The sequence below is a fragment of the Pseudomonas sp. genome (assembly GCF_030696055.1).
Taxonomy (GTDB): domain Bacteria; phylum Pseudomonadota; class Gammaproteobacteria; order Pseudomonadales; family Pseudomonadaceae; genus Aquipseudomonas.
Genome location: NZ_JAUYNP010000131.1, coordinates 1 through 18,959, shown reverse-complemented (window position 1 = coordinate 18,959; position 18,959 = coordinate 1). Strand labels below are relative to the sequence as shown.

16 protein-coding genes and 3 tRNA genes are annotated in these 18,959 nt (G+C 62.7%); 16 read left to right on the top strand and 3 right to left on the bottom strand.

Translation table 11 applies throughout. The features are described from left to right. Positions 1–122 precede the first annotated feature (122 nt). The 3 genes from minE to minC all read right to left on the bottom strand — a co-directional run bounded on the left by minE (position 123) and on the right by minC (position 2,015). Positions 123–377, bottom strand: a complete 255-nt coding sequence (gene minE / locus Q8Q83_RS07935) for a cell division topological specificity factor MinE (RefSeq protein ID WP_090447406.1) — start codon at positions 375–377, stop codon at positions 123–125. Further along, positions 377–1,189 (bottom strand): septum site-determining protein MinD, encoded by an 813-nt coding sequence (gene minD / locus Q8Q83_RS07930; protein ID WP_305622645.1) that lies wholly within the window; start codon positions 1,187–1,189, stop codon positions 377–379. The genes minE and minD overlap by 1 nt, the downstream gene beginning before the upstream one ends. Before the next feature lie 100 nt (positions 1,190–1,289). After that, positions 1,290–2,015, bottom strand: coding sequence for a septum site-determining protein MinC (minC, locus tag Q8Q83_RS07925; RefSeq protein ID WP_305622644.1), 726 nt, complete (start codon positions 2,013–2,015; stop codon positions 1,290–1,292). Between the two features lie 164 nt (positions 2,016–2,179). Between minC and Q8Q83_RS07920 the strand changes: the two genes are divergently transcribed. The 16 genes from Q8Q83_RS07920 to Q8Q83_RS07845 all read left to right on the top strand — a co-directional run bounded on the left by Q8Q83_RS07920 (position 2,180) and on the right by Q8Q83_RS07845 (position 18,779). Next, positions 2,180–3,109 (top strand): lipid A biosynthesis lauroyl acyltransferase, encoded by a 930-nt coding sequence (locus Q8Q83_RS07920; RefSeq protein ID WP_305622643.1) that lies wholly within the window; start codon positions 2,180–2,182, stop codon positions 3,107–3,109. Positions 3,110–3,220: 111 nt separating this feature from the next. Further along, a complete protein-coding gene (locus tag Q8Q83_RS07915; RefSeq protein ID WP_305622641.1) occupies positions 3,221–4,423 on the top strand; it encodes a patatin-like phospholipase family protein in 1,203 nt (400 codons plus the stop codon). A 366-nt stretch (positions 4,424–4,789) separates the two neighbouring features. Beyond that, on the top strand, positions 4,790–6,010 hold the full coding sequence (locus tag Q8Q83_RS07910) for an aspartate aminotransferase family protein (protein ID WP_305622639.1): 1,221 nt from the start codon (positions 4,790–4,792) through the stop codon (positions 6,008–6,010). Positions 6,011–6,186: 176 nt separating this feature from the next. After that, on the top strand, positions 6,187–7,203 hold the full coding sequence (gene aruF, locus Q8Q83_RS07905; protein WP_305622638.1) for an arginine/ornithine succinyltransferase subunit alpha: 1,017 nt from the start codon (positions 6,187–6,189) through the stop codon (positions 7,201–7,203). 9 nt (positions 7,204–7,212) lie between these two features. Further along, on the top strand, positions 7,213–8,229 hold the full coding sequence (astA, locus tag Q8Q83_RS07900; protein WP_305622636.1) for an arginine N-succinyltransferase: 1,017 nt from the start codon (positions 7,213–7,215) through the stop codon (positions 8,227–8,229). 92 nt (positions 8,230–8,321) lie between these two features. Further along, positions 8,322–9,785: a succinylglutamate-semialdehyde dehydrogenase gene (gene astD, locus Q8Q83_RS07895; RefSeq protein WP_305622634.1), complete on the top strand. Its 1,464-nt coding sequence runs from the start codon at positions 8,322–8,324 to the stop codon at positions 9,783–9,785. Beyond that, positions 9,782–11,131, top strand: coding sequence for an N-succinylarginine dihydrolase (astB, locus tag Q8Q83_RS07890; protein ID WP_305622632.1), 1,350 nt, complete (start codon positions 9,782–9,784; stop codon positions 11,129–11,131). Before astD ends, astB begins: the two co-directional genes overlap by 4 nt. A 79-nt stretch (positions 11,132–11,210) precedes the next feature. Beyond that, entirely contained in the window at positions 11,211–11,495 is a 285-nt protein-coding gene (locus tag Q8Q83_RS07885; RefSeq protein WP_305622630.1) for a topoisomerase II, read from the top strand. A gap of 10 nt (positions 11,496–11,505) precedes the next feature. Beyond that, a complete protein-coding gene (gene astE, locus Q8Q83_RS07880) occupies positions 11,506–12,516 on the top strand; it encodes a succinylglutamate desuccinylase (protein ID WP_305622628.1) in 1,011 nt (336 codons plus the stop codon). 213 nt (positions 12,517–12,729) lie between these two features. Beyond that, positions 12,730–13,734, top strand: coding sequence for a low-specificity L-threonine aldolase (gene ltaE, locus Q8Q83_RS07875; protein ID WP_305622626.1), 1,005 nt, complete (start codon positions 12,730–12,732; stop codon positions 13,732–13,734). Between the two features lie 192 nt (positions 13,735–13,926). After that, complete coding sequence (alaS, locus tag Q8Q83_RS07870; RefSeq protein WP_305622624.1) at positions 13,927–16,566, top strand: alanine--tRNA ligase; 2,640 nt, start codon at positions 13,927–13,929, stop codon at positions 16,564–16,566. Positions 16,567–16,680: 114 nt separating this feature from the next. Next, on the top strand, positions 16,681–17,919 hold the full coding sequence (locus Q8Q83_RS07865) for an aspartate kinase (protein ID WP_305622622.1): 1,239 nt from the start codon (positions 16,681–16,683) through the stop codon (positions 17,917–17,919). A gap of 188 nt (positions 17,920–18,107) precedes the next feature. Then, a complete protein-coding gene (csrA, locus tag Q8Q83_RS07860; RefSeq protein WP_025165378.1) occupies positions 18,108–18,293 on the top strand; it encodes a carbon storage regulator CsrA in 186 nt (61 codons plus the stop codon). A gap of 62 nt (positions 18,294–18,355) precedes the next feature. After that, positions 18,356–18,446, top strand: a tRNA-Ser gene (locus Q8Q83_RS07855). A 107-nt stretch (positions 18,447–18,553) separates the two neighbouring features. Further along, positions 18,554–18,630: transfer RNA gene (locus Q8Q83_RS07850), tRNA-Arg, on the top strand. Between the two features lie 72 nt (positions 18,631–18,702). Further along, positions 18,703–18,779 (top strand) — tRNA-Arg (locus Q8Q83_RS07845). Positions 18,780–18,959: the final 180 nt, after the last annotated feature.

Sequence of the window (18,959 nt, the reverse complement as noted above, 5' to 3'; positions counted from 1 at the left end):
TTCCGGGAAACGCAATCGGCGACCGAGGTCGCCGATTCTGTACAAGGGGTCGTTGTAGGAGCCAGCTTGCTGGCGATCAGTTCGGATCGCCAGCAAGCTGGCTCCTACGGGAGCGAATGCTTTCAGCGATCCGGCAGGGTGATATTAAGCTCCAAAATAGAGCAGCTGCCCTGGTTTTCCAGGGCGACTTGCACCTGGTCCGAATCGATATTGACGTACTTGCGAATCACCTCGACCAGTTCTTGCTGCAGGGCCGGCAGGTAGTCCGGCTGGCTGCGCTGGCCGCGCTCGTGGGCGACGATGATCTGCAGACGCTCTTTCGCGATGGACGCGGTGCTTTCCTTCTTGCGTTCACGAAAGAAGTCGAAAATATTCATTAGCGCGCTCCAAACAGGCGTTGCATCAGTCCTTTCTTCTGCACGTCGAGGAAGCGGTGGGCCACTTCCTTGCCGAGCAGGCGGTCGACGGCATCGCTGTACGCCTGGCCGGCGTCGCTCTGGTCGTCGAGTATCACCGGGACGCCCTGGTTGGAGGCTTTGAGTACCGCTTGCGACTCCGGAATCACGCCGAGCAGGCGGATGGCGAGGATTTCCTCGACGTCTTCCACGCCGAGCATTTCGCCGCGGGTCACGCGCTCGGGGTTGTAGCGGGTCAGCAGCAGGTGTTCCTTGATCGGCTCTTCGCCTTTCTCGGCGCGCCGCGATTTGCTCGCCAAGAGGCCGAGCATGCGGTCGGAGTCGCGTACCGAGGAGACCTCCGGGTTGGTCACGACAATCGCCTCATCGGCGAAGTACATGGCCAGGTGCGCGCCTTTTTCGATACCGGCCGGCGAGTCGCAGACCACGTATTCGAAGCTTTCGCGCAGTTCGTTGATGATCTTTTCCACGCCTTCCTGGGTCAGCGCGTCTTTGTCACGGGTCTGACTGGCGGCCAGCACGTAGAGGTTTTCCAGGCGCTTGTCTTTGATCAGCGCCTGGGACAGGGTCGCTTCGCCGTTGACCACGTTGACGAAGTCATACACCACGCGGCGCTCGCAGCCCATGATCAGGTCGAGGTTGCGCAGGCCGACGTCGAAATCGACTATGACAGTCTTATGCCCGCGCAGGGCGAGGCCGGTACCTATGGCAGCGCTGGTGGTGGTTTTACCGACGCCACCCTTGCCGGATGTAACTACGAGGATCTTGGCCAAGGTGATTCACCCCAAAATGTATAAAAATGCAGGTTTCCATGGCCTGTATAAGGCTTCCGGATGCCCTGTTTGTGTCCCTGAAAAGTGCCGGCAGTATCCGTTAAAGGCGGGTGATGTTCAACACGTCACCCGACAGGCTGACATGTACCGCCTCGCCCCATAATGGGTCGCGGCGCAAGTCTTCGGCGACTTTGTACTGGCCGGCGATGGACAGCAGTTCGGCGCCCATTTGCTGGCAGAAGATCCGCGCCTTGAGATTGCCCTTGATTCCGGCCAGGGCGCGGCCGCGCATGGGCGCGTAGACATGGATATTGCCATCGGCGAGAAGTTCCGCGCCGGCGCTGACCGGGGCCAGGACGATCAGATCGCCGCCCTGGGCATACACCTGCTGGCCGCCGCGCACCGGGGTGGTGACTATTTTGCTGGGCTTGAGCTCGGGTTCGGCGGGCTTTTCCGGCGCTTTCGGCGCCGGTTCGATCAGCCGTTCGCGCGCCCCGGAAGGCGGTAGCACCGGCAGGTCCAGGGCCTCGGCGGCGGCGATATCGGCTTCGCGGTTGGCACGCACCGCCAAGGTGCGCAGGCCATGTTTGCGACATACGGCCATCAGTTCGACGAGATCTAGGGTGCCTTCGCCGTCCGGCAGCTTGTCCAGGGCCAATACCAGCGGGGTATTGCTGAAGAAGTTCGGCGCCTGGGCGACCTTCTCGGTCAGTTGCTGGTCGAGGCGGGCGAGGTCGTTATGCGCCAGCTCCATCACGGTGATGGCCAGCATGCTGCCTTTCAGCTGGAATACGGGGTCTTGCTCGAGGAGATCGGCTTGGCTCATGGTCTGCCTGGGGCGGCCTTATAGCGGCTGTATAGAAGTAGCCCGGACTTATAGCGAGAACGCCGCGCACTCGCAAGTTGGCTGCCGGTGAAAGCGTCCGCCGGGCAAGCCTGCGGCAAACTCCTGATAGAATGCCGCGCCTTATGATCTGCCCGGGCCTGTTTATGGATCGTCCTGTCTTTCGCGCCGCCTTCCTGCATCCACATTACTGGCTGTTATGGCTGGGCTTGGGCCTGTTGTGGCTGGTCGCCCAGTTGCCCTACCGCGTGCTGCTGTTGCTGGGGCGCGGCCTGGGGGCGCTGATGTACCGCCTGGCCAGTTCGCGGCGCAAGATAGCCGCGCGTAACCTGCAGCTGTGTTTCCCGCAGATGCCGGTTGCCGAGCGCAAGGCCTTGCTCAAGGAAAACTTCGCCTCCACCGGCATCACCTTCTTCGAGATGGCCATCGCCTGGTGGTGGCCGGCCGAGCGCCTGCGCCGCCTGGGCAGCATCGAGGGCCTGGAACACCTGCGTCAGGCCGAGGCCGAGGGCCAGGGCGTGATCCTGATGGCCTTGCACTTCACCACCCTGGAGATGGGCGGCGGCCTGCTCGGCATGGCCCAGGACATGTACGGCATGTACCGTCCGCACAAGAATCCGCTGTTCGACTATATGCAGCGCCGTGGCCGCGAGCAGCGCCTGCTCGGGGTGATCGGCCGCGATGATGTGCGCGGCATGCTCAAGTTGCTGCGTGGCGGCGGGGTGGTCTGGTATGCGCCGGACCAGGATTACGGCGCCCAGCGCAGCGTCTTCGTGCCCCTGTTCGGGGTGCCGGCGGCCACCGTCACCGCCACCAGCAAGTTCGCCCGCATGGGCCGCGCCCAGGTGATCCCCTTTACCCAGCAGCGTTTGCCCGGTGCCCAGGGCTACCGTTTGACCATTCACCCACCGCTGGCCGACTTCCCCGGCGACAGCGAGGAGACCGACTGCCTGCGGGTCAACCAGTGGATCGAGCAGGCGATCAGGGCTTGTCCCGAGCAGTACCTGTGGGCGCACCGGCGTTTCAAGACCCGGCCGCCGGGTGAGGCCAAGCTGTACAAAAAACGTACGGGTTAGGCCTTTGCGCTGGCTTGGCTCCTGGGGCTGGGCCGTTAGCCGATCTGTGCGGGCTGCGTTTCCTCTGCCCTGGGGCCCTCCTATACTGGCAATAAACCTCGGGATAAGCCTATGCCGCAGTTCGTCCCCCCCAGCCAGCCGGTGACCGGGCTGATTCTTTCGGGCGGCGGCGCGCGGGCGGCTTATCAAGTGGGGGTGCTGGCGGCTATCGCCGATCTGCTGCCCAATGCCGCGCACAATCCTTTTCCGGTGATAGTGGGCACCTCGGCCGGGGCCATCAATGCGGTCGGCCTGGCCTGCGGCGCCTTGCACTTCACCGAGGCGGTGCGCCGCCTGACCAGCGTCTGGCAGGGCTTTCATACCCATCAGGTGTACCGCAGCGATTGGCCTGGGGTGCTGCGCCAGGCCAGCCGCTTTATCGGCCATAGCCTGCTGGGGCTGGGTGGTGAGATACCGGTGGCGCTGCTGGACAGTTCGCCCTTGGGCCAATTGCTGGGGCGTGAGCTGGATTTCAGCGGCATAGCCGCCGCGGTGCGTCATCGTCAGCTGCGTGCGGTAGCGGTGACCGCCTTCGGCTATGCAAGCGGCCAGGCGGTGACCTTCTATCAGGGCCGCGCCACCATCGATCCCTGGTTCCGCCATCGCCGCGTCGGCGTACCCACCCGTCTGGCCCTCGAACACCTGCTGGCCAGCGCTTCGATTCCGCTGATTTTCCCGCCGGTGAAGATCAATCGCGAATACTTCGGCGATGGCGCCGTGCGTCAGTCCGCGCCGATCAGCCCGGCGCTGCACCTGGGCGCGACGCGGGTGCTGGTGGTGGGCGTCAGCGGCAACCCGCTGGGGTCGCAGGCCAATATCCCGGTGGTGCGGCCGCTGCAGAGCCGTCCGCCGAGCCTGGCGCAGATCAGCGGGCATATGCTCAACAGCACCTTTATCGACAGCCTGGAAAGCGATATCGAGCTGCTCGAGCGCCTCAACCAGATGGGTCGTCTGATTCCGCCTGAGTTGCATCCCCGTGGCTCGGGCCTCAAGCCGGTGGACGTGCTGGTGATTTCGCCGAGCCGGCCGCTGGATGTGATAGCCGGGCGGCATCGCCACGAGCTGCCGAAAACCTTGCGCCTGTTCCTGCGCGGGCCGGGCGCGACCCGGGCCGGTGGCGCGGGAGTACTCAGCTATCTGTTGTTCGAGCCGGGCTACTGCAACGAGCTGATCGAACTGGGCTATCAGGACGCCATGGCGCAGAAGAGCGAGTTGATCGAGTTCCTCTCGCTCAGCAGTCCGCCGGTGCCGACTGTGCTGCCGCTACCCGCATAGAAGCTGTTTAGGAACTCGCGAGCTAGAGCCAGACAAGGCAAAAACAGCCGAGGAAGCGCAGTGTACGAGTTGTACATGAGCATTCCGAGACTGTTTTTAACGCCGGATGGCCGACGCGCAGCAGATCGTAAACAAGTTCTTAGAAATCCTTTTCCGGGCGGCTGATTAATCCGCGCCAAGGCGGCTGGCTGCATTTAAACTGCGCCTTCCCGATGCTTTCTGTCGCATTTGCGAAAGCAGCGGATTTCCTCGGGTTGGCGCTATAAGAAGTTGTCGCATGGCGGCAATGCCAGTCTCGAATCAGTCCCTACAATCCTTCACATCGCCTGCCACTCAATGCAGGTGTTCCTTGTCAGGAGAGCTCAGATGTCCGTTCAGCACGACCCGGTGCAACGCGCCGATTTCGACCAGGTGATGGTTCCCAACTATGCCCCCGCCGCCTTCGTTCCGGTGCGTGGTCAGGGCTCGCGAGTCTGGGATCAGAGTGGTCGAGAGCTGATCGATTTCTCCGGCGGCATCGCCGTGAATGCCCTGGGCCATTGCCATCCGGCCCTGGTGGCGGCATTGACCGAGCAGGCCAATAGCCTGTGGCACATTTCCAATGTGTTCACCAACGAGCCGGCCCTGCGCCTGGCCAAGAAACTGGTGGACGCCACCTTCGCCGACCGGGTGTTCTTCTGCAACTCCGGCGCCGAAGCCAACGAGGCCGCGTTCAAGCTGGCCCGCCGCGTGGCCTTCGATAAGTTTGGCGCCGACAAGTGCGAAATCATCGCGACCACCAACAGCTTCCACGGTCGCACCCTGTTCACCGTCAGCGTCGGCGGCCAGCCGAAGTATTCCGACGGTTTCGGGCCGAAGATCCAGGGCATCAGCCATGTCCCCTACAACGATATCGAGGCGCTGAAGGCGGCCGTATCCGACAAGACCTGCGCCGTGGTACTGGAGCCGATCCAGGGCGAGGGCGGCGTGCTGCCGGCCGACCTGGCCTACCTGCAAGCGGCCCGCGAGCTGTGCGACCAGCACAACGCGCTGCTGGTGTTCGACGAAGTGCAGACCGGCATGGGCCGCAGCGGTGCGCTGTTCGCCTACCAGCATTACGGCGTGACCCCGGACATCCTCTCCAGCGCCAAGAGCCTGGGCGGCGGTTTCCCGATCGGCGCCATGCTCACCACCGAGGAGCTGGCCAAGCACCTGGCGGTCGGCACCCACGGCACCACCTACGGCGGCAACCCGCTGGCCTGCGCGGTGGCCGAGGCGGTGATCGACACCATCAACACCCCGGAGGTGCTGGCGGGCGTCAGGGCCAAGCACCAGCGCTTCAAGACCAAGCTTACCCAGATCGGCGAGCAGTACGGCGTATTCACTGAAGTACGCGGCCTCGGTCTGCTGATCGGCGCGGTGCTCAGCGATGCCTGGAAAGGCAAGGCCAAGGCGATTCTCGATGCCGCGGCGGTGGAAGGCGTGATGGTGCTGCAAGCCAGCCCGGACGTGGTGCGTTTCGCCCCGAGCCTGGTGGTGGAAGACGCCGATATCGATGAAGGTCTGGCGCGCTTCGAGCGGGCCGTGGCCAAGCTGACTCAAGCCTGAGTCGGCCGGCGCGGATGAGCCTTGGCGCTCGCCCGCGGCGGCGCGTGCTCGACCCATGGAGGGGTTGAGTCAACTTTAGGGATGACTGTCTCTGTGTGTGCTGCGGCCCTGGGTCGCGGCTTTCTCTAAGCGGCTCGCTCGAGCGGCTTGGAGTTTTTATCAAAAGGAGTGACACCATGCTGGTGATGCGCCCCGCGCAAATGGCCGACCTCACTGAAGTGCAGCGTCTCGCCGCGGATAGCCCGGTTGGTGTGACTTCACTGCCGGACGATGCCGATCGTCTGCGCGAAAAGATCGCGGCGTCGGAGTCTTCGTTCTCCGCCGAAGTCAGTTTCAACGGCGAGGAGAGCTACTTCTTCGTCCTCGAAGACACGGAAAGCGGCCGCCTGGTCGGCTGCTCCGGCATAGTGGCTTCGGCCGGCTACTCCGAGCCCTTCTACAGCTTTCGTAACGAAACCTTCGTGCACAACTCCCGCGAGCTGAAGATCCATAACAAGATCCACGTGCTCTCGCTGTGCCACGACCTCACCGGCAACAGCCTGCTGACCAGCTTCTATGTCGAGCGGCCGCTGGTGAACACCTCCTGGTCCGAGCTGAACTCGCGCTCGCGCCTGCTGTTTCTGGCCAGTCACCCGGAGCGTTTTGCCGATGCCCTGGTGGTGGAGATAGTCGGCCAGAGTGATGAGGCTGGCGACTCGCCGTTCTGGGATGCGGTGGGGCGCAACTTCTTCGACATGAACTACAGCGAGGCCGAGCGCCTGTGTGGGTTGAAGAGCCGCACCTTCCTCGCCGAGCTGATGCCGCATTACCCGATCTACGTGCCGCTGCTGCCGGACGCCGCCCAGGAAGCCATGGGCCAGGTGCATCCGCGAGCGCAGATCAGCTTCGACATCCTGATGCGCGAAGGCTTCGAAACCGATCATTACATCGACATCTTCGATGGCGGCCCGACCCTGCATGCGCGCACCTCGGGCATTCGCTCGATTGCCCAGAGCCGCGTGGTGCCGGTGCGCATCGGCGAGCCGGTCAAGGGCGGTCGTCCCTACCTGGTGAGCAACGGCCAGCTGCAGGATTTCCGCGCCATAGTCGCGGACCTGGATTGGGTGCCGGGTAAGCCGGTCACCCTGAGTTTTGCAGCCGCCGAGGCCTTGGGCGTCGGCGAAGGCGTCAGCGTACGCCTGGTTGCGGTTTAAGGAGGCAGTATGATCGTTCGTCCCGTATGCAGCGCCGATCTTCCGGCCTTGTTCGACCTGGCGCGCAGCACTGGCGCAGGCCTGACCACTCTGCCGGCTAATCAGGAGCGCCTGGCGCACCGGGTGGCCTGGGCGGAAAAAACCTTCCGCGGTGAGGCCGCGCGTGCGGACGCCGATTACCTGTTCGTGCTCGAAGACGACCATGGCGAGGTGGTCGGCATCTCGGCCGTGGCCGGCGCCGTTGGCCTGCGCGAGCCCTGGTACAACTACCGGGTCGGCTTGACCGTCAGCGCGTCTCAGGAACTGCAGATCCACCGGCAGATCCCCACGCTGTTTCTGGCCAATGACCTGACCGGCAACTCTGAGCTGTGCTCGCTGTTCCTGCGCAGCGACCAGCGTACCGGGGTCAATGGCCGCCTGCTGTCCAAGGCGCGCTTCCTGTTTATCGCCGAGTTCCGCGAGCTGTTCGGCGACAAGGTGATAGCCGAGATGCGCGGCATGTCCGACGAGAATGGCCGTTCGCCGTTCTGGGAAAGCCTGGGCCGGCACTTCTTCAAGATGGAGTTCAGCCAGGCCGACTACCTCACCGGGGTGGGCAACAAGGCCTTTATCGCCGAGCTGATGCCCAAGTTCCCGCTCTACACCTGCTTTCTCTCCGAGGATGCACGCAACATCATCGGCCGTGTCCACCCGGACACCGAGCCGGCGCTGGCCATGCTCAAGGGCGAAGGCTTCAGCTACCAGGGCTATGTCGACATCTTCGACGCCGGCCCGGCCATCGAGGCGGAAACCGCGAAGATCCGCGCGGTGCGTGACAGCCAGACGTTGATCCTGGCGATCGGCACGCCCGGCGATGACGCCACCTCCTACCTGATGCACAACCGCAAGCGCGAAGGCTGCCGTATCACCGCCGCACCGGCGCGTCTGGCCGCCGGCAGCCTGGTGGTGGATGCACAGACCGCCAAGCGCCTGCAATTGTCGGCGGGCGATCAGGTGCGTGCGGTGCCGGTTTCGGCCCGCGGCTGATGTTCACCGCCCGGCGCAGCCGAGCTGCGCCGCTCGCTCGCATGGCGCCCCCGGCGCCCGGGCACATATTTTGCTGGGAGTGATAGAACAACATGAGCACTCATTACATCGCAGGTAGTTGGCACGCGGGCCAGGGCGAAACCCTGGAATCCCTCAATCCGGTTAGCCAGGACGTTATCTGGCAAGGTCGTGCGGCTACCTCCGCGCAGGTTGAGGCCGCCGTGCAGGCCGCCCGCGGCGCCTTTCCGGCCTGGGCCTCGCGCTCGCTGGATGAGCGCATCGCCGTGCTCGAGCAGTTCGCCGCGGCCCTGAAGAGCCATGCCGAGGCCCTGGGCCATTGCATCGGCGAGGAAACCGGCAAGCCGCTGTGGGAAACCGCCACCGAAGTCACCAGCATGATCAACAAGGTGGCCATCTCGGTGCAGAGCTACCGCGAGCGTACCGGCGAGAAGAGTGGTCCGCTGGCCGATGCCAGCGCCGTGCTGCGACACAAGCCGCATGGCGTGGTGGCGGTGTTCGGCCCCTACAACTTTCCCGGCCACCTGCCCAACGGCCATATAGTGCCGGCGCTGCTGGCGGGTAACTGCGTGGTGTTCAAGCCCAGCGAGCTGACCCCGAAAGTCGCCGAACTGACGGTCAAGTGCTGGATCGAAGCGGGTTTGCCGGCAGGCGTGCTCAACCTGGTGCAGGGCGCGCGCGACACCGGCGTGGCCCTGGCCGGCAATCCGGGCATCGACGGCCTGTTCTTTACCGGCTCCAGCCGCACCGGCAACCTGCTGCATAACCAGTTTGCCGGGCGTCCGGAGAAAATCCTCGCCCTGGAAATGGGCGGCAACAATCCGCTGGTGGTGGATCAGCTGCAAGATATCGATGCGGCGGTCTACTGCATCGTGCAGTCGGCCTTTATCAGTGCCGGGCAGCGCTGCACCTGTGCGCGCCGCCTGCTGGTGCCCCAGGGCGCCTGGGGCGATGCCCTGCTGGCGCGCCTAGTGGCGGTGGCGGCGAGCATCAAGGTCGGTGCTTTCGATGCGCAACCCGCGCCCTTTATGGGCTCGGTGATTTCCCTGGGCGCCGCCGAACACCTGATCAAGGCGCAGCAGCAGCTGCTGATGCACGGAGCCAAGGCGCTGCTGGCAATGACCCAGCCGCTGCCAGGCGCCGCCTTGCTGACCCCGGGCATCATCGACGTGACCGAAGTGGCCAATCGCCCGGACGAAGAGTTCTTCGGCCCGCTGCTGCAGGTGATCCGCTACGCCGATTTCGACGCGGCCATCGCCGAGGCCAACAACACCCAGTACGGCCTGGCCGCCGGCCTGTTGTCGGACTCCAAGGCGCGCTATGACGAGTTCTGGCTGAAAAGCCGCGCCGGTATAGTCAACTGGAACAAACAGCTGACCGGCGCCGCCAGTACAGCCCCCTTCGGCGGCGTGGGCGCGTCCGGTAACCACCGCGCCAGTGCCTACTACGCGGCGGATTATTGCGCCTATCCGGTGGCCTCGCTGGAATCCGACAGCCTGAGCCTGCCTGCAACCCTGACTCCCGGAGTAAGCCTGTGAACAATGCATTTGAAGTGAATTTTGACGGTCTGGTCGGGCCGACTCACAACTACGGCGGTCTGTCCTACGGCAACGTCGCCTCGCAGAGCAACAGCCAGGCGAACTCCAATCCGAAGGAAGCGGCTAAGCAAGGCCTGGCCAAGATGAAGGCGCTGATGGAGATGGGCTTCAAGCAGGGCGTGTTGGCCCCGCAAGAGCGTCCCAACGTCGCCGTGCTGCGCAGCCTGGGCTTTACCGGCACTGATGCCCAAGTGATCCAGAAGGCGGCGAAGGACGCCATGCCGCTGCTGGTCGCCAGCTGCTCGGCCTCCAGCATGTGGACGGCCAACGCCTGCACCGTCAGCCCCAGCGCCGACACGGCCGATGGACGCGTGCATTTCACCGCCGCCAACCTCAATTGCAAGTTCCACCGCTCCCTCGAACACCCGACCACCAGCCGCGTGCTGGGCGCCATGTTCGCCAACGACCAGCACTTCGCCCACCACGCGGCGCTGCCGGCGGTCGGCCAGTTCGGTGACGAAGGCGCGGCCAACCACACCCGTTTCTGCAAGGGCTATGGCGATGCCGGGGTGGAGTTCTTCGTGTTCGGTCGTAGCGCCTTCGACAGCCGCTTCCCGCAGCCTGGGCGTTACCCGGCGCGGCAGACCCTGGAAGCCTCGCAGGCCGTCGCGCGCCTGCATGGCTTGAGCGAGGAGGGCGTGGTCTACGCCCAGCAAACCCCGGAGGTGATCGACCAGGGCGTGTTCCACAACGATGTGATAGCCGTGGGCAACGGCGAGGTGCTGTTCTATCACCAGGACGCCTTCCTCGATACCGACAAGGTGCTGGCCGAATTGAGCGAGAAACTCGCCCGTCGTGGCGGCAACTTCCAGGCCGTGTGCGTGCCGCGCGAAGCGGTCACCGTGGAGGATGCGGTCAAGTCCTACCTGTTCAACAGCCAACTGCTGACCCGCGGCGATGGCGGCATGCTGCTGATAGTGCCCGAGGAGTGCCGCAACAACGGCAATGTGTGGAACTACCTGCAGCAACTCACCGCGGGCAACGGCCCGATCCGCGAAGTGCAGGTCTTCGACCTCAAGCAGAGCATGCAGAACGGCGGTGGCCCGGCCTGTCTGCGCCTGCGCGTGGCGCTCAAGGAACACGAGCTGGCGGCGGTCAATCAGGGTGTGATCATGACCCCGACGCTGCACGACACGCTGAATGTCTGGGTCGACAAGCACTACCGCGATCGCCTGAGCGAAAACGACCTGGCTGACCCACAATTGCTCAATGAATGCCGCGCGGCATTGGACGAACTGACGCAGATCCTTAAACTGGGCGCGGTTTATCCTTTTCAATTGACATAAGCGGCAAGCGGCAAGTTTCAAGTAAAAGCTTGTCGCTCTAAACTTGCAGCTTGTGGCTTATAGCTTGGAGCTTTAAATAATGTCCGACGCCCTGCAACTGATCCTCGAAGATACCGATGGCACCCAGCTGGAAACCTCCTGCACGCGTTTTGCCGTGGTCTGGCAGGGCCAGGAAATCTGGTTCCAGCAGGTTGGCAATAATCAGTTGATGATCGGCGTGGACGTGGAGGAAGGCGCTGCCGAATTCGCCAACCTGTTGCTGCGTCCGCTGGCCACCAACCTGGTCAGCCTGGAGCTGGAAATGGAACCGGCCGAACTGGGCGATGACGACCACGTGCACGGCCCAGACTGCAACCACGAGTGAGGTAATAGCTATGCTCGCCCTCGGTAAACTGCTCGAACTGACCCTGGCTGGCTTTGAACCGGCAGCGAAGATTCAGCTGACCCCCGAGGGCACGCGTCTGCGTTGGCTGGCCGAAGGGGCGTTGGAAGTGACGCCGCCGGCGGCCAGCGACAATGGCCAGGACCTGCTGCTCTCGGCCGGTATCCATGGCAATGAAACCGCCCCCATCGAATTGCTCGACCGCCTGCTGCGCGGCATCGCCCGCAACGAGCTGAAACCGCGGGCACGCATTCTCTTTCTGTTCGGCAACCCCGAGGCCATGCGCCGCGGTGAGCGCTACCTGGAACAGGACATCAACCGCCTGTTCAATGGCCGGCACGATCAGCATACCGGCACCGAAGCGCTGCGGGCCTGTGACCTGGAACATCTGGCGGCGACCTTCTTCAATAAACCGGATCGCACCCGCCTGCATTACGACCTGCATACCGCCATTCGCGGCTCGAAGATCGAGCAGTTCGCCCTCTACCCCTTCCAGGAAGGCCGCCCGCGCAGCCAGCGCGAGCTGGCCCGGTTGAACGCCGCCGGTATCGAGGCGGTGCTGCTGCACAACAAGAGCTCGATCACCTTCAGCGCCTACACCTACTCGCAGCTGGGAGCCGAGGCCTTCACCCTGGAGCTGGGCAAGGCGCGGCCCTTCGGGCAGAACCAGCTGGTCAACCTGGATCGTCTGGAACAGCACCTGCAGTGCCTGATCGAAGGCCGCGAGGAGCAGGGCTCCAGTGCTGATCTCGGCGAGCTGAAACTCTTCGCCGTGGCGCGGGAGGTGATCAAGCACAGCGACGCTTTTCGCCTGCACCTGCCGGCGGATATCGAGAACTTCAGCGAACTACCTATCGGCTACCTGCTGGCCGAAGACCTGGCCGACACCCGCTGGGTGGTGGACGAGCCCGGCGCGCGCATCATCTTCCCCAATCCCAAGGTCAAGAACGGCCTGCGCGCCGGCATCCTGGTCGTGCCGGCCGAGAATGTGCAGCTGGTCTGATCGGGTGATCACTGCGGCTTGGGTCGCGTAGGTTGGGCTGAGCTCTGCGAAGCCCAACGATCTTGCGCGTGGCAGATCAATTGTTTTCTGCCGATGGCCCTATGTTGGGCTTCGCCTAGCTCAGCCCAACCTACACAGTTCTAGCTGTACCTTGTTCCCTTATCTAAGGCGCTTTAGCATCGGGTTTTCGCCTCTTTCTAAGGACAGCCGCCCATGCCCGTTATCGACCTGCGTAGCGACACAGTGACCTTGCCGACCCCGGGCATGCGCGAGGCCATGCAGGCCGCCGAGCTGGGCGATGACGTGTATGGTGAAGACCCCACGGTCAACCGGCTGGAACAGCACCTGGCCGCCGAGTTGGGTTTTGCCAGCGCGCTGTTTGTGCCCACCGGCACCATGAGCAACCTGCTCGGGCTGATGGCCCATTGCGAACGGGGCGACGAATATATAGTCGGGCAGCAGGCGCATACCTATAAATACGAGGGTGGCGGCGCCGCAGTGCTCGGTTCGATTCAGCCGCAGCCGCTCGAAGGCGAGGCCGATGGCTCGCTGGATTTGGCCAGGGTCGAGGCCTCGATCAAGCAGGATGACTTCCACTTCGCCCGCACCCGCCTGTTGGCCCTGGAAAACACCATGCAGGGCAAGGTGTTGCCGCAGAGCTATCTGACCGCGGCGCGCGCGCTAACTAGCAAGCACGGCCTGGCCCTGCACCTGGATGGCGCGCGGCTGTATAACGCGGCGGTCAAGCTGGGCGTGCCGGCGCGCGCGATCACCCAGCATTTCGATTCGGTCTCGGTCTGCCTGTCCAAGGGCCTCGGCGCCCCTGTGGGCTCGGTACTCTGTGGCAGTCATGAGCTGATCGCCAAGGCGCGGCGCCTGCGCAAGATGGTCGGCGGCGGCATGCGTCAGGCCGGCGTCTTGGCGGCTGCCGGTCTGTATGCCCTGGAGCATCAGGTGATGCGCCTGGCCGAGGACCATGCCAACGCCGAGCGTCTGGCGGCTGGCTTGCGTGAGCTGGATTATAGGGTTGAGCCGGTGCAGACCAATATGGTCTATGTGCAGCTGGGCGAGCAGGCCGGCGCGCTTAAAAACTTTTGCGCCGAGCGCGGGATCAAGCTAAGCACGGCGCCGCGTCTGCGTCTGGTTACTCACCTGGATGTTGCAGCGGATGACATTGCCAAGGTGATCGAGGCCTTCGCCGCTTTTCCGCGCGCCTAAGGTTAAGGCGGGCAGGGCGAAGCCTGTTCTTTAATCCGGGGCGTCAGGCCGCAGCTTTACTCCTGTTTGCGGCTATATAGCGGCCCGATGGCCGCCTTCCTTCAACAAACACACTGTACCGATGCTGCAGGCCCGATATAATGCGGCCCTTTGCCGGCTTTGCCGTGGCCGCCTGTTTCCCTGGATGATCCTATGAAAAGCGCAGAAATCCGTGAAGCCTTCCTGAGCTTCTTCGAAGAGAAGGGGCACACCCGTGTCGCTTCCAGCTCCCTGATTCCGGGCAACGACCCGACGCTGCTGTTCACCAACGCCGGGATGAACCAGTTCAAGGACTGCTTCCTCGGCCTGGAAAAGCGTGCCTACAGCCGCGCCACCACCAGCCAGAAGTGCGTGCGTGCCGGCGGCAAGCACAACGACCTGGAAAACGTCGGTTACACCGCGCGCCACCACACCTTCTTCGAGATGCTGGGCAACTTCAGCTTCGGCGATTACTTCAAGCGCGACGCCATCCACTACGCCTGGGAATTTCTGACCGGCGACAAGTGGCTGAAGCTGCCCAAGGAAAAACTCTGGGTCACCGTCTACGCCAGCGACGACGAAGCCTACGACATCTGGAACAAGGAAATCGGCGTGCCCACCGAGCGGATGATCCGCATCGGCGACAACAAGGGTGCGCCATACGCCTCGGATAACTTCTGGGCGATGGGCGATACCGGCCCCTGCGGCCCCTGCACCGAAATCTTCTTCGATCACGGCGAACACATCTGGGGCGGCCCGCCCGGTTCGCCCGAGGAAGACGGCGACCGCTATATCGAGATCTGGAACAACGTCTTTATGCAGTTCAACCGCACGACTGACGGCGTGATGCATCCGCTGCCGGCGCCGAGCGTGGACACAGGCATGGGCCTGGAGCGCGTCAGCGCGGTGCTGCAACACGTCAACTCGAACTACGAGATCGACCTGTTCCAGAGCCTGCTGGACGCCGCGGCCAAGGCCATTGGCTGCGCCAACGAAGCTCAGGCTTCGCTGAAAGTGGTGGCCGACCATATCCGCTCCTGCGGCTTCCTGATCGCCGATGGCGTCACTCCGTCCAACGAAGGCCGCGGCTATGTGCTGCGCCGCATCATCCGTCGCGCTTGCCGCCACGGTAACAAGCTGGGCGCCAAGGGCAGCTTCTTCTACCGTATCGTTGCCGCCCTGGTGGCCGAGATGGGCGAAGCCTTCCCCGAACTGAAGCAACAGCAGGCGCATATCGAACGCGTGCTGAAGACCGAAGAAGAGCAGTTCGCCAAGACCCTGGAGCAGGGCCTGAAAATACTCGAGCAGGATCTGGTCGGCCTCAAGGGCAAGACGATTCCCGGCGAGACGGTGTTCAAGCTGTATGACACCTACGGCTTCCCCTACGACCTGACCGGCGATATCGCCCGTGAGCGCGGCCTGACCCTCGACGAGACAGGTTTCGAGCGCGAAATGACCGCCCAGCGTGAGCGTGCGCGCTCCGCCAGCTCGTTCGGCATGGACTACAACAGCCTGGTCAAGGTCGACAGTGACACCCAGTTCCTCGGCTATCAGGGTACCAGTGGCAGCGGCAAGGTCGTCGCCCTGTTCGCCGATGGCCAGGCGGTGGATAGCCTGCAAGAAGGCGAGGCGGGCGTAGTGGTCCTCGATCAGACGCCGTTCTACGCCGAATCCGGTGGTCAGGTCGGCGACTGCGGTTTCCTTATGGGGGGCGCGGGGTCAGCGGCCGGCGTGCGTTTCGATGTGCGCGACACCACCAAGGTGGGCGGCGCCTTCCTCCATCACGGTGTGGCGGTCAAGGGTGGCTTGAGCGTCGGTGCGTCGGTCAAGGCCGAAGTGGATGCCAGCGTGCGTCAGGCCACGGCACTCAATCACTCGGCCACGCACTTGCTGCACGCGGCCTTGCGCCAGGTGCTGGGCGAGCATGTGCAGCAGAAAGGCTCGCTGGTCGACAGTCAGCGCCTGCGCTTCGACTTCAGTCATTTTGAAGCGATTACTCCGTCGCAGTTGAAGACGATTGAGGAAATCGTCAACCGCGAAGTGCGTGGCAACAGCCAGGTTGAAACCCTGGAAACCGATATCGAAACCGCCAAAGCCAAGGGCGCCATGGCGCTGTTCGGCGAGAAATACGGCGACAACGTGCGGGTGCTGAGCATGGGCGGCGATTTCTCCGTCGAGCTGTGCGGTGGTACCCATGTCTCCCGTACCGGCGATATCGGCCTGTTCAAGATCACCAGCGAAGGCGGTGTGGCGGCTGGTGTGCGGCGTATCGAGGCAGTCACAGGAGCGGCGGCCCTCGCCTATCTGAATGGCGCGGAAGAGCAGTTGAAAGAAGCTGCGGCGCTGGTCAAGGGCAGCCGCGACAACCTGCTGGACAAGCTGGTCGGCGTGCTGGAGCGCAACCGACAGCTGGAAAAAGAGCTGGAGCAGCTCAAGGCCAAGGCCGCCAGCGCGGCGGGCAATGACCTGGCCGGCTCGGCCATCGAAGTCAAAGGCATCAAGGTGCTCAGTGCGCGCCTGGATGGGCTGGACGGCAAGGCGCTGCTGGCCATGGTCGACCAGTTGAAGAACAAGCTCGGCAGCGCGGTGATACTGCTCGGCGGCGTGCAGGACGACAAGGTCGTGCTGGTGGCCGGCGTGACCCAGAACCTGACCGCCAAGCTCAAGGCCGGCGAGCTGATGAAGCAAGCGGCTGCGGCCGTGGGCGGCAAGGGCGGCGGTCGCCCGGATATGGCCCAGGGCGGCGGCACCGATGCCGCTGCCTTGGATGGTGCTCTTGCGCTGGCGCAGCAGTTCGCCGAACAAGGTCTGTAAGTACCCACCTAGTTGGGCGTGATGGTCAGGGCCCGCATTACGCCCGGCGGGCCTTGGCAGTGCATCGAGTTGTATGTTTAATGGGCGCCCTTCACGGGCTGAGGCGGCTTTGAAATGGCTTTGATCGTACAGAAATTTGGCGGCACCTCCGTTGGCACTGTTGAGCGTATCCAGCAGGTGGCCGCGAAGGTGAAGAAATTCCGCGAAAACGGCGATGACATTGTGGTCGTGGTGTCCGCTATGAGCGGTGAAACCAATCGCCTGATCGACCTGGCCAAACAGGTCAGCGATGATCAGCCGGTACCGCGTGAACTCGACGTGATGGTTTCCACCGGCGAGCAGGTGACCATTGCCCTGTTGGCCATGGCGCTGATCAAGATCGGTGTGCCGGCGGTGTCCTACACCGGTAACCAGGTGCGCATCCTCACCGACAGTGCGCACAACAAGGCGCGCATTCTGCAAATCGACGATCAGAAACTGCGCGCCGACCTCAAGGCCGGTCGCGTGGTGGTGGTCGCCGGTTTCCAGGGGGTGGATGAGCACGGCAATATCACCACCCTGGGCCGTGGCGGCTCCGATACCACAGGCGTAGCCCTGGCCGCGGCGCTGAAGGCCGATGAATGCCAGATCTACACTGATGTGGATGGCGTCTATACCACCGATCCGCGTGTAGTGTCCCAGGCTCAGCGCCTGGAGAAGATTACCTTCGAAGAAATGCTGGAAATGGCCAGCCTGGGTTCCAAGGTGCTGCAAATTCGCTCGGTGGAATTCGCCGGCAAGTACAACGTCCCGCTGCGCGTATTGCACAGCTTTCAAGAGGGGCCGGGCACCCTCATTACCCTTGATGAAGAGGAATCCATGGAACAGCCGATCATCTCCGGCATCGCTTTCAATCGCGACGAAGCCAAGCTGACTATCCGTGGCGTACCGGACATCCCGGGCGTGGCGTTCAAGATCCTCGGCCCTATCAGTGCCGCGAATATCGAAGTGGACATGATCGTGCAAAATGTCTCGCACGATAACACCACCGATTTCACCTTCACCGTGCACCGCAACGACTACAACAATGCCCTGGCCGTGTTGGAAAATACCGCTCGCGAGTTGGGTGCTCGTGAGGTCATTGGTGATACCAAGATCGCCAAGGTCTCCATTGTCGGCGTCGGCATGCGCTCCCATGCCGGGGTCGCCAGCCGCATGTTCGAAGCCCTGGCCAAGGAAAATATCAATATCCAGATGATCTCCACTTCCGAAATCAAGGTCTCGGTGGTGATTGAGGAGAAATATCTGGAGTTGGCGGTGCGCGCCCTGCACACTGCTTTCGAACTGGATGCCCCGGCCCGTCAGGGCGATTGAGGCATCATCCGAAAGGCGCGGTTTATACCGCGCCTTTCGCCTTTTTGGTTGGCATGGGTGGGGAGCTTTCTTTCTGCCTACACTGGTCAATACTCAGGTGAAGGCTGGGCTGTTGTTTGGCGCGGCTGCCACCCTTTTATTTTTGCAGACTGTTGCTGTCCTGAACTGTTATCCGTAAGGAGAAAGGAATGCTGATTCTGACTCGCCGGGTCGGAGAGACCCTGATGGTGGGTGACGAAGTCACTGTCACCGTGTTGGGCGTTAAAGGTAATCAGGTGCGCATTGGCGTTAACGCGCCGAAGGAGGTTGCCGTGCACCGTGAGGAAATTTACCAGCGCATCCAGAAAGAGAAAGGCGAAGAACCAAGCCACTAATTTTTATCGAAATTTTGGCTTTGCAAACGGGGAAAACATGGTTATCATGCGCCCCGTGTTGCGGAGAGGTGGCCGAGTGGCCGAAGGCGCTCCCCTGCTAAGGGAGTACACCTCAAAAGGGTGTCGGGGGTTCGAATCCCCCCTTCTCCGCCATATTTAGTGTTGTAAGGTTGGTTGGCGTTAGAGCGATAAGTTATTGAAACTATTCGATTTAAACGCTTGATAATCAGATGCCAGTCCTTATAATGCGCACGCTTAATGCACTCATAGCTCAGCTGGATAGAGTACTCGGCTACGAACCGAGCGGTCGGAGGTTCGAATCCTCCTGAGTGCACCAAATCGAAATGGCTTGCAGTGATGCAAGCCATTTTGTTTCAGCCAGCGGTGATCTGGTTTAAAATCGCCACTTGCACTCATAGCTCAGCTGGATAGAGTACTCGGCTACGAACCGAGCGGTCGGAGGTTCGAATCCTCCTGAGTGCACCAAATAGAAAGGGCCTGCAGCGATGCAGGCCCTTTTTTTATGGCTATGTCCCAAGGCTGTGTTGCAAGGACTAAGCTTTATGGCAGGCATCCGCTCGTGAGGTCTGCCCATCATGGATACTCAAGCCTTTCACCACTGGCTGGCTCATGTGAGCCAACTCAGCGCCAAACAGAAATCCGCAC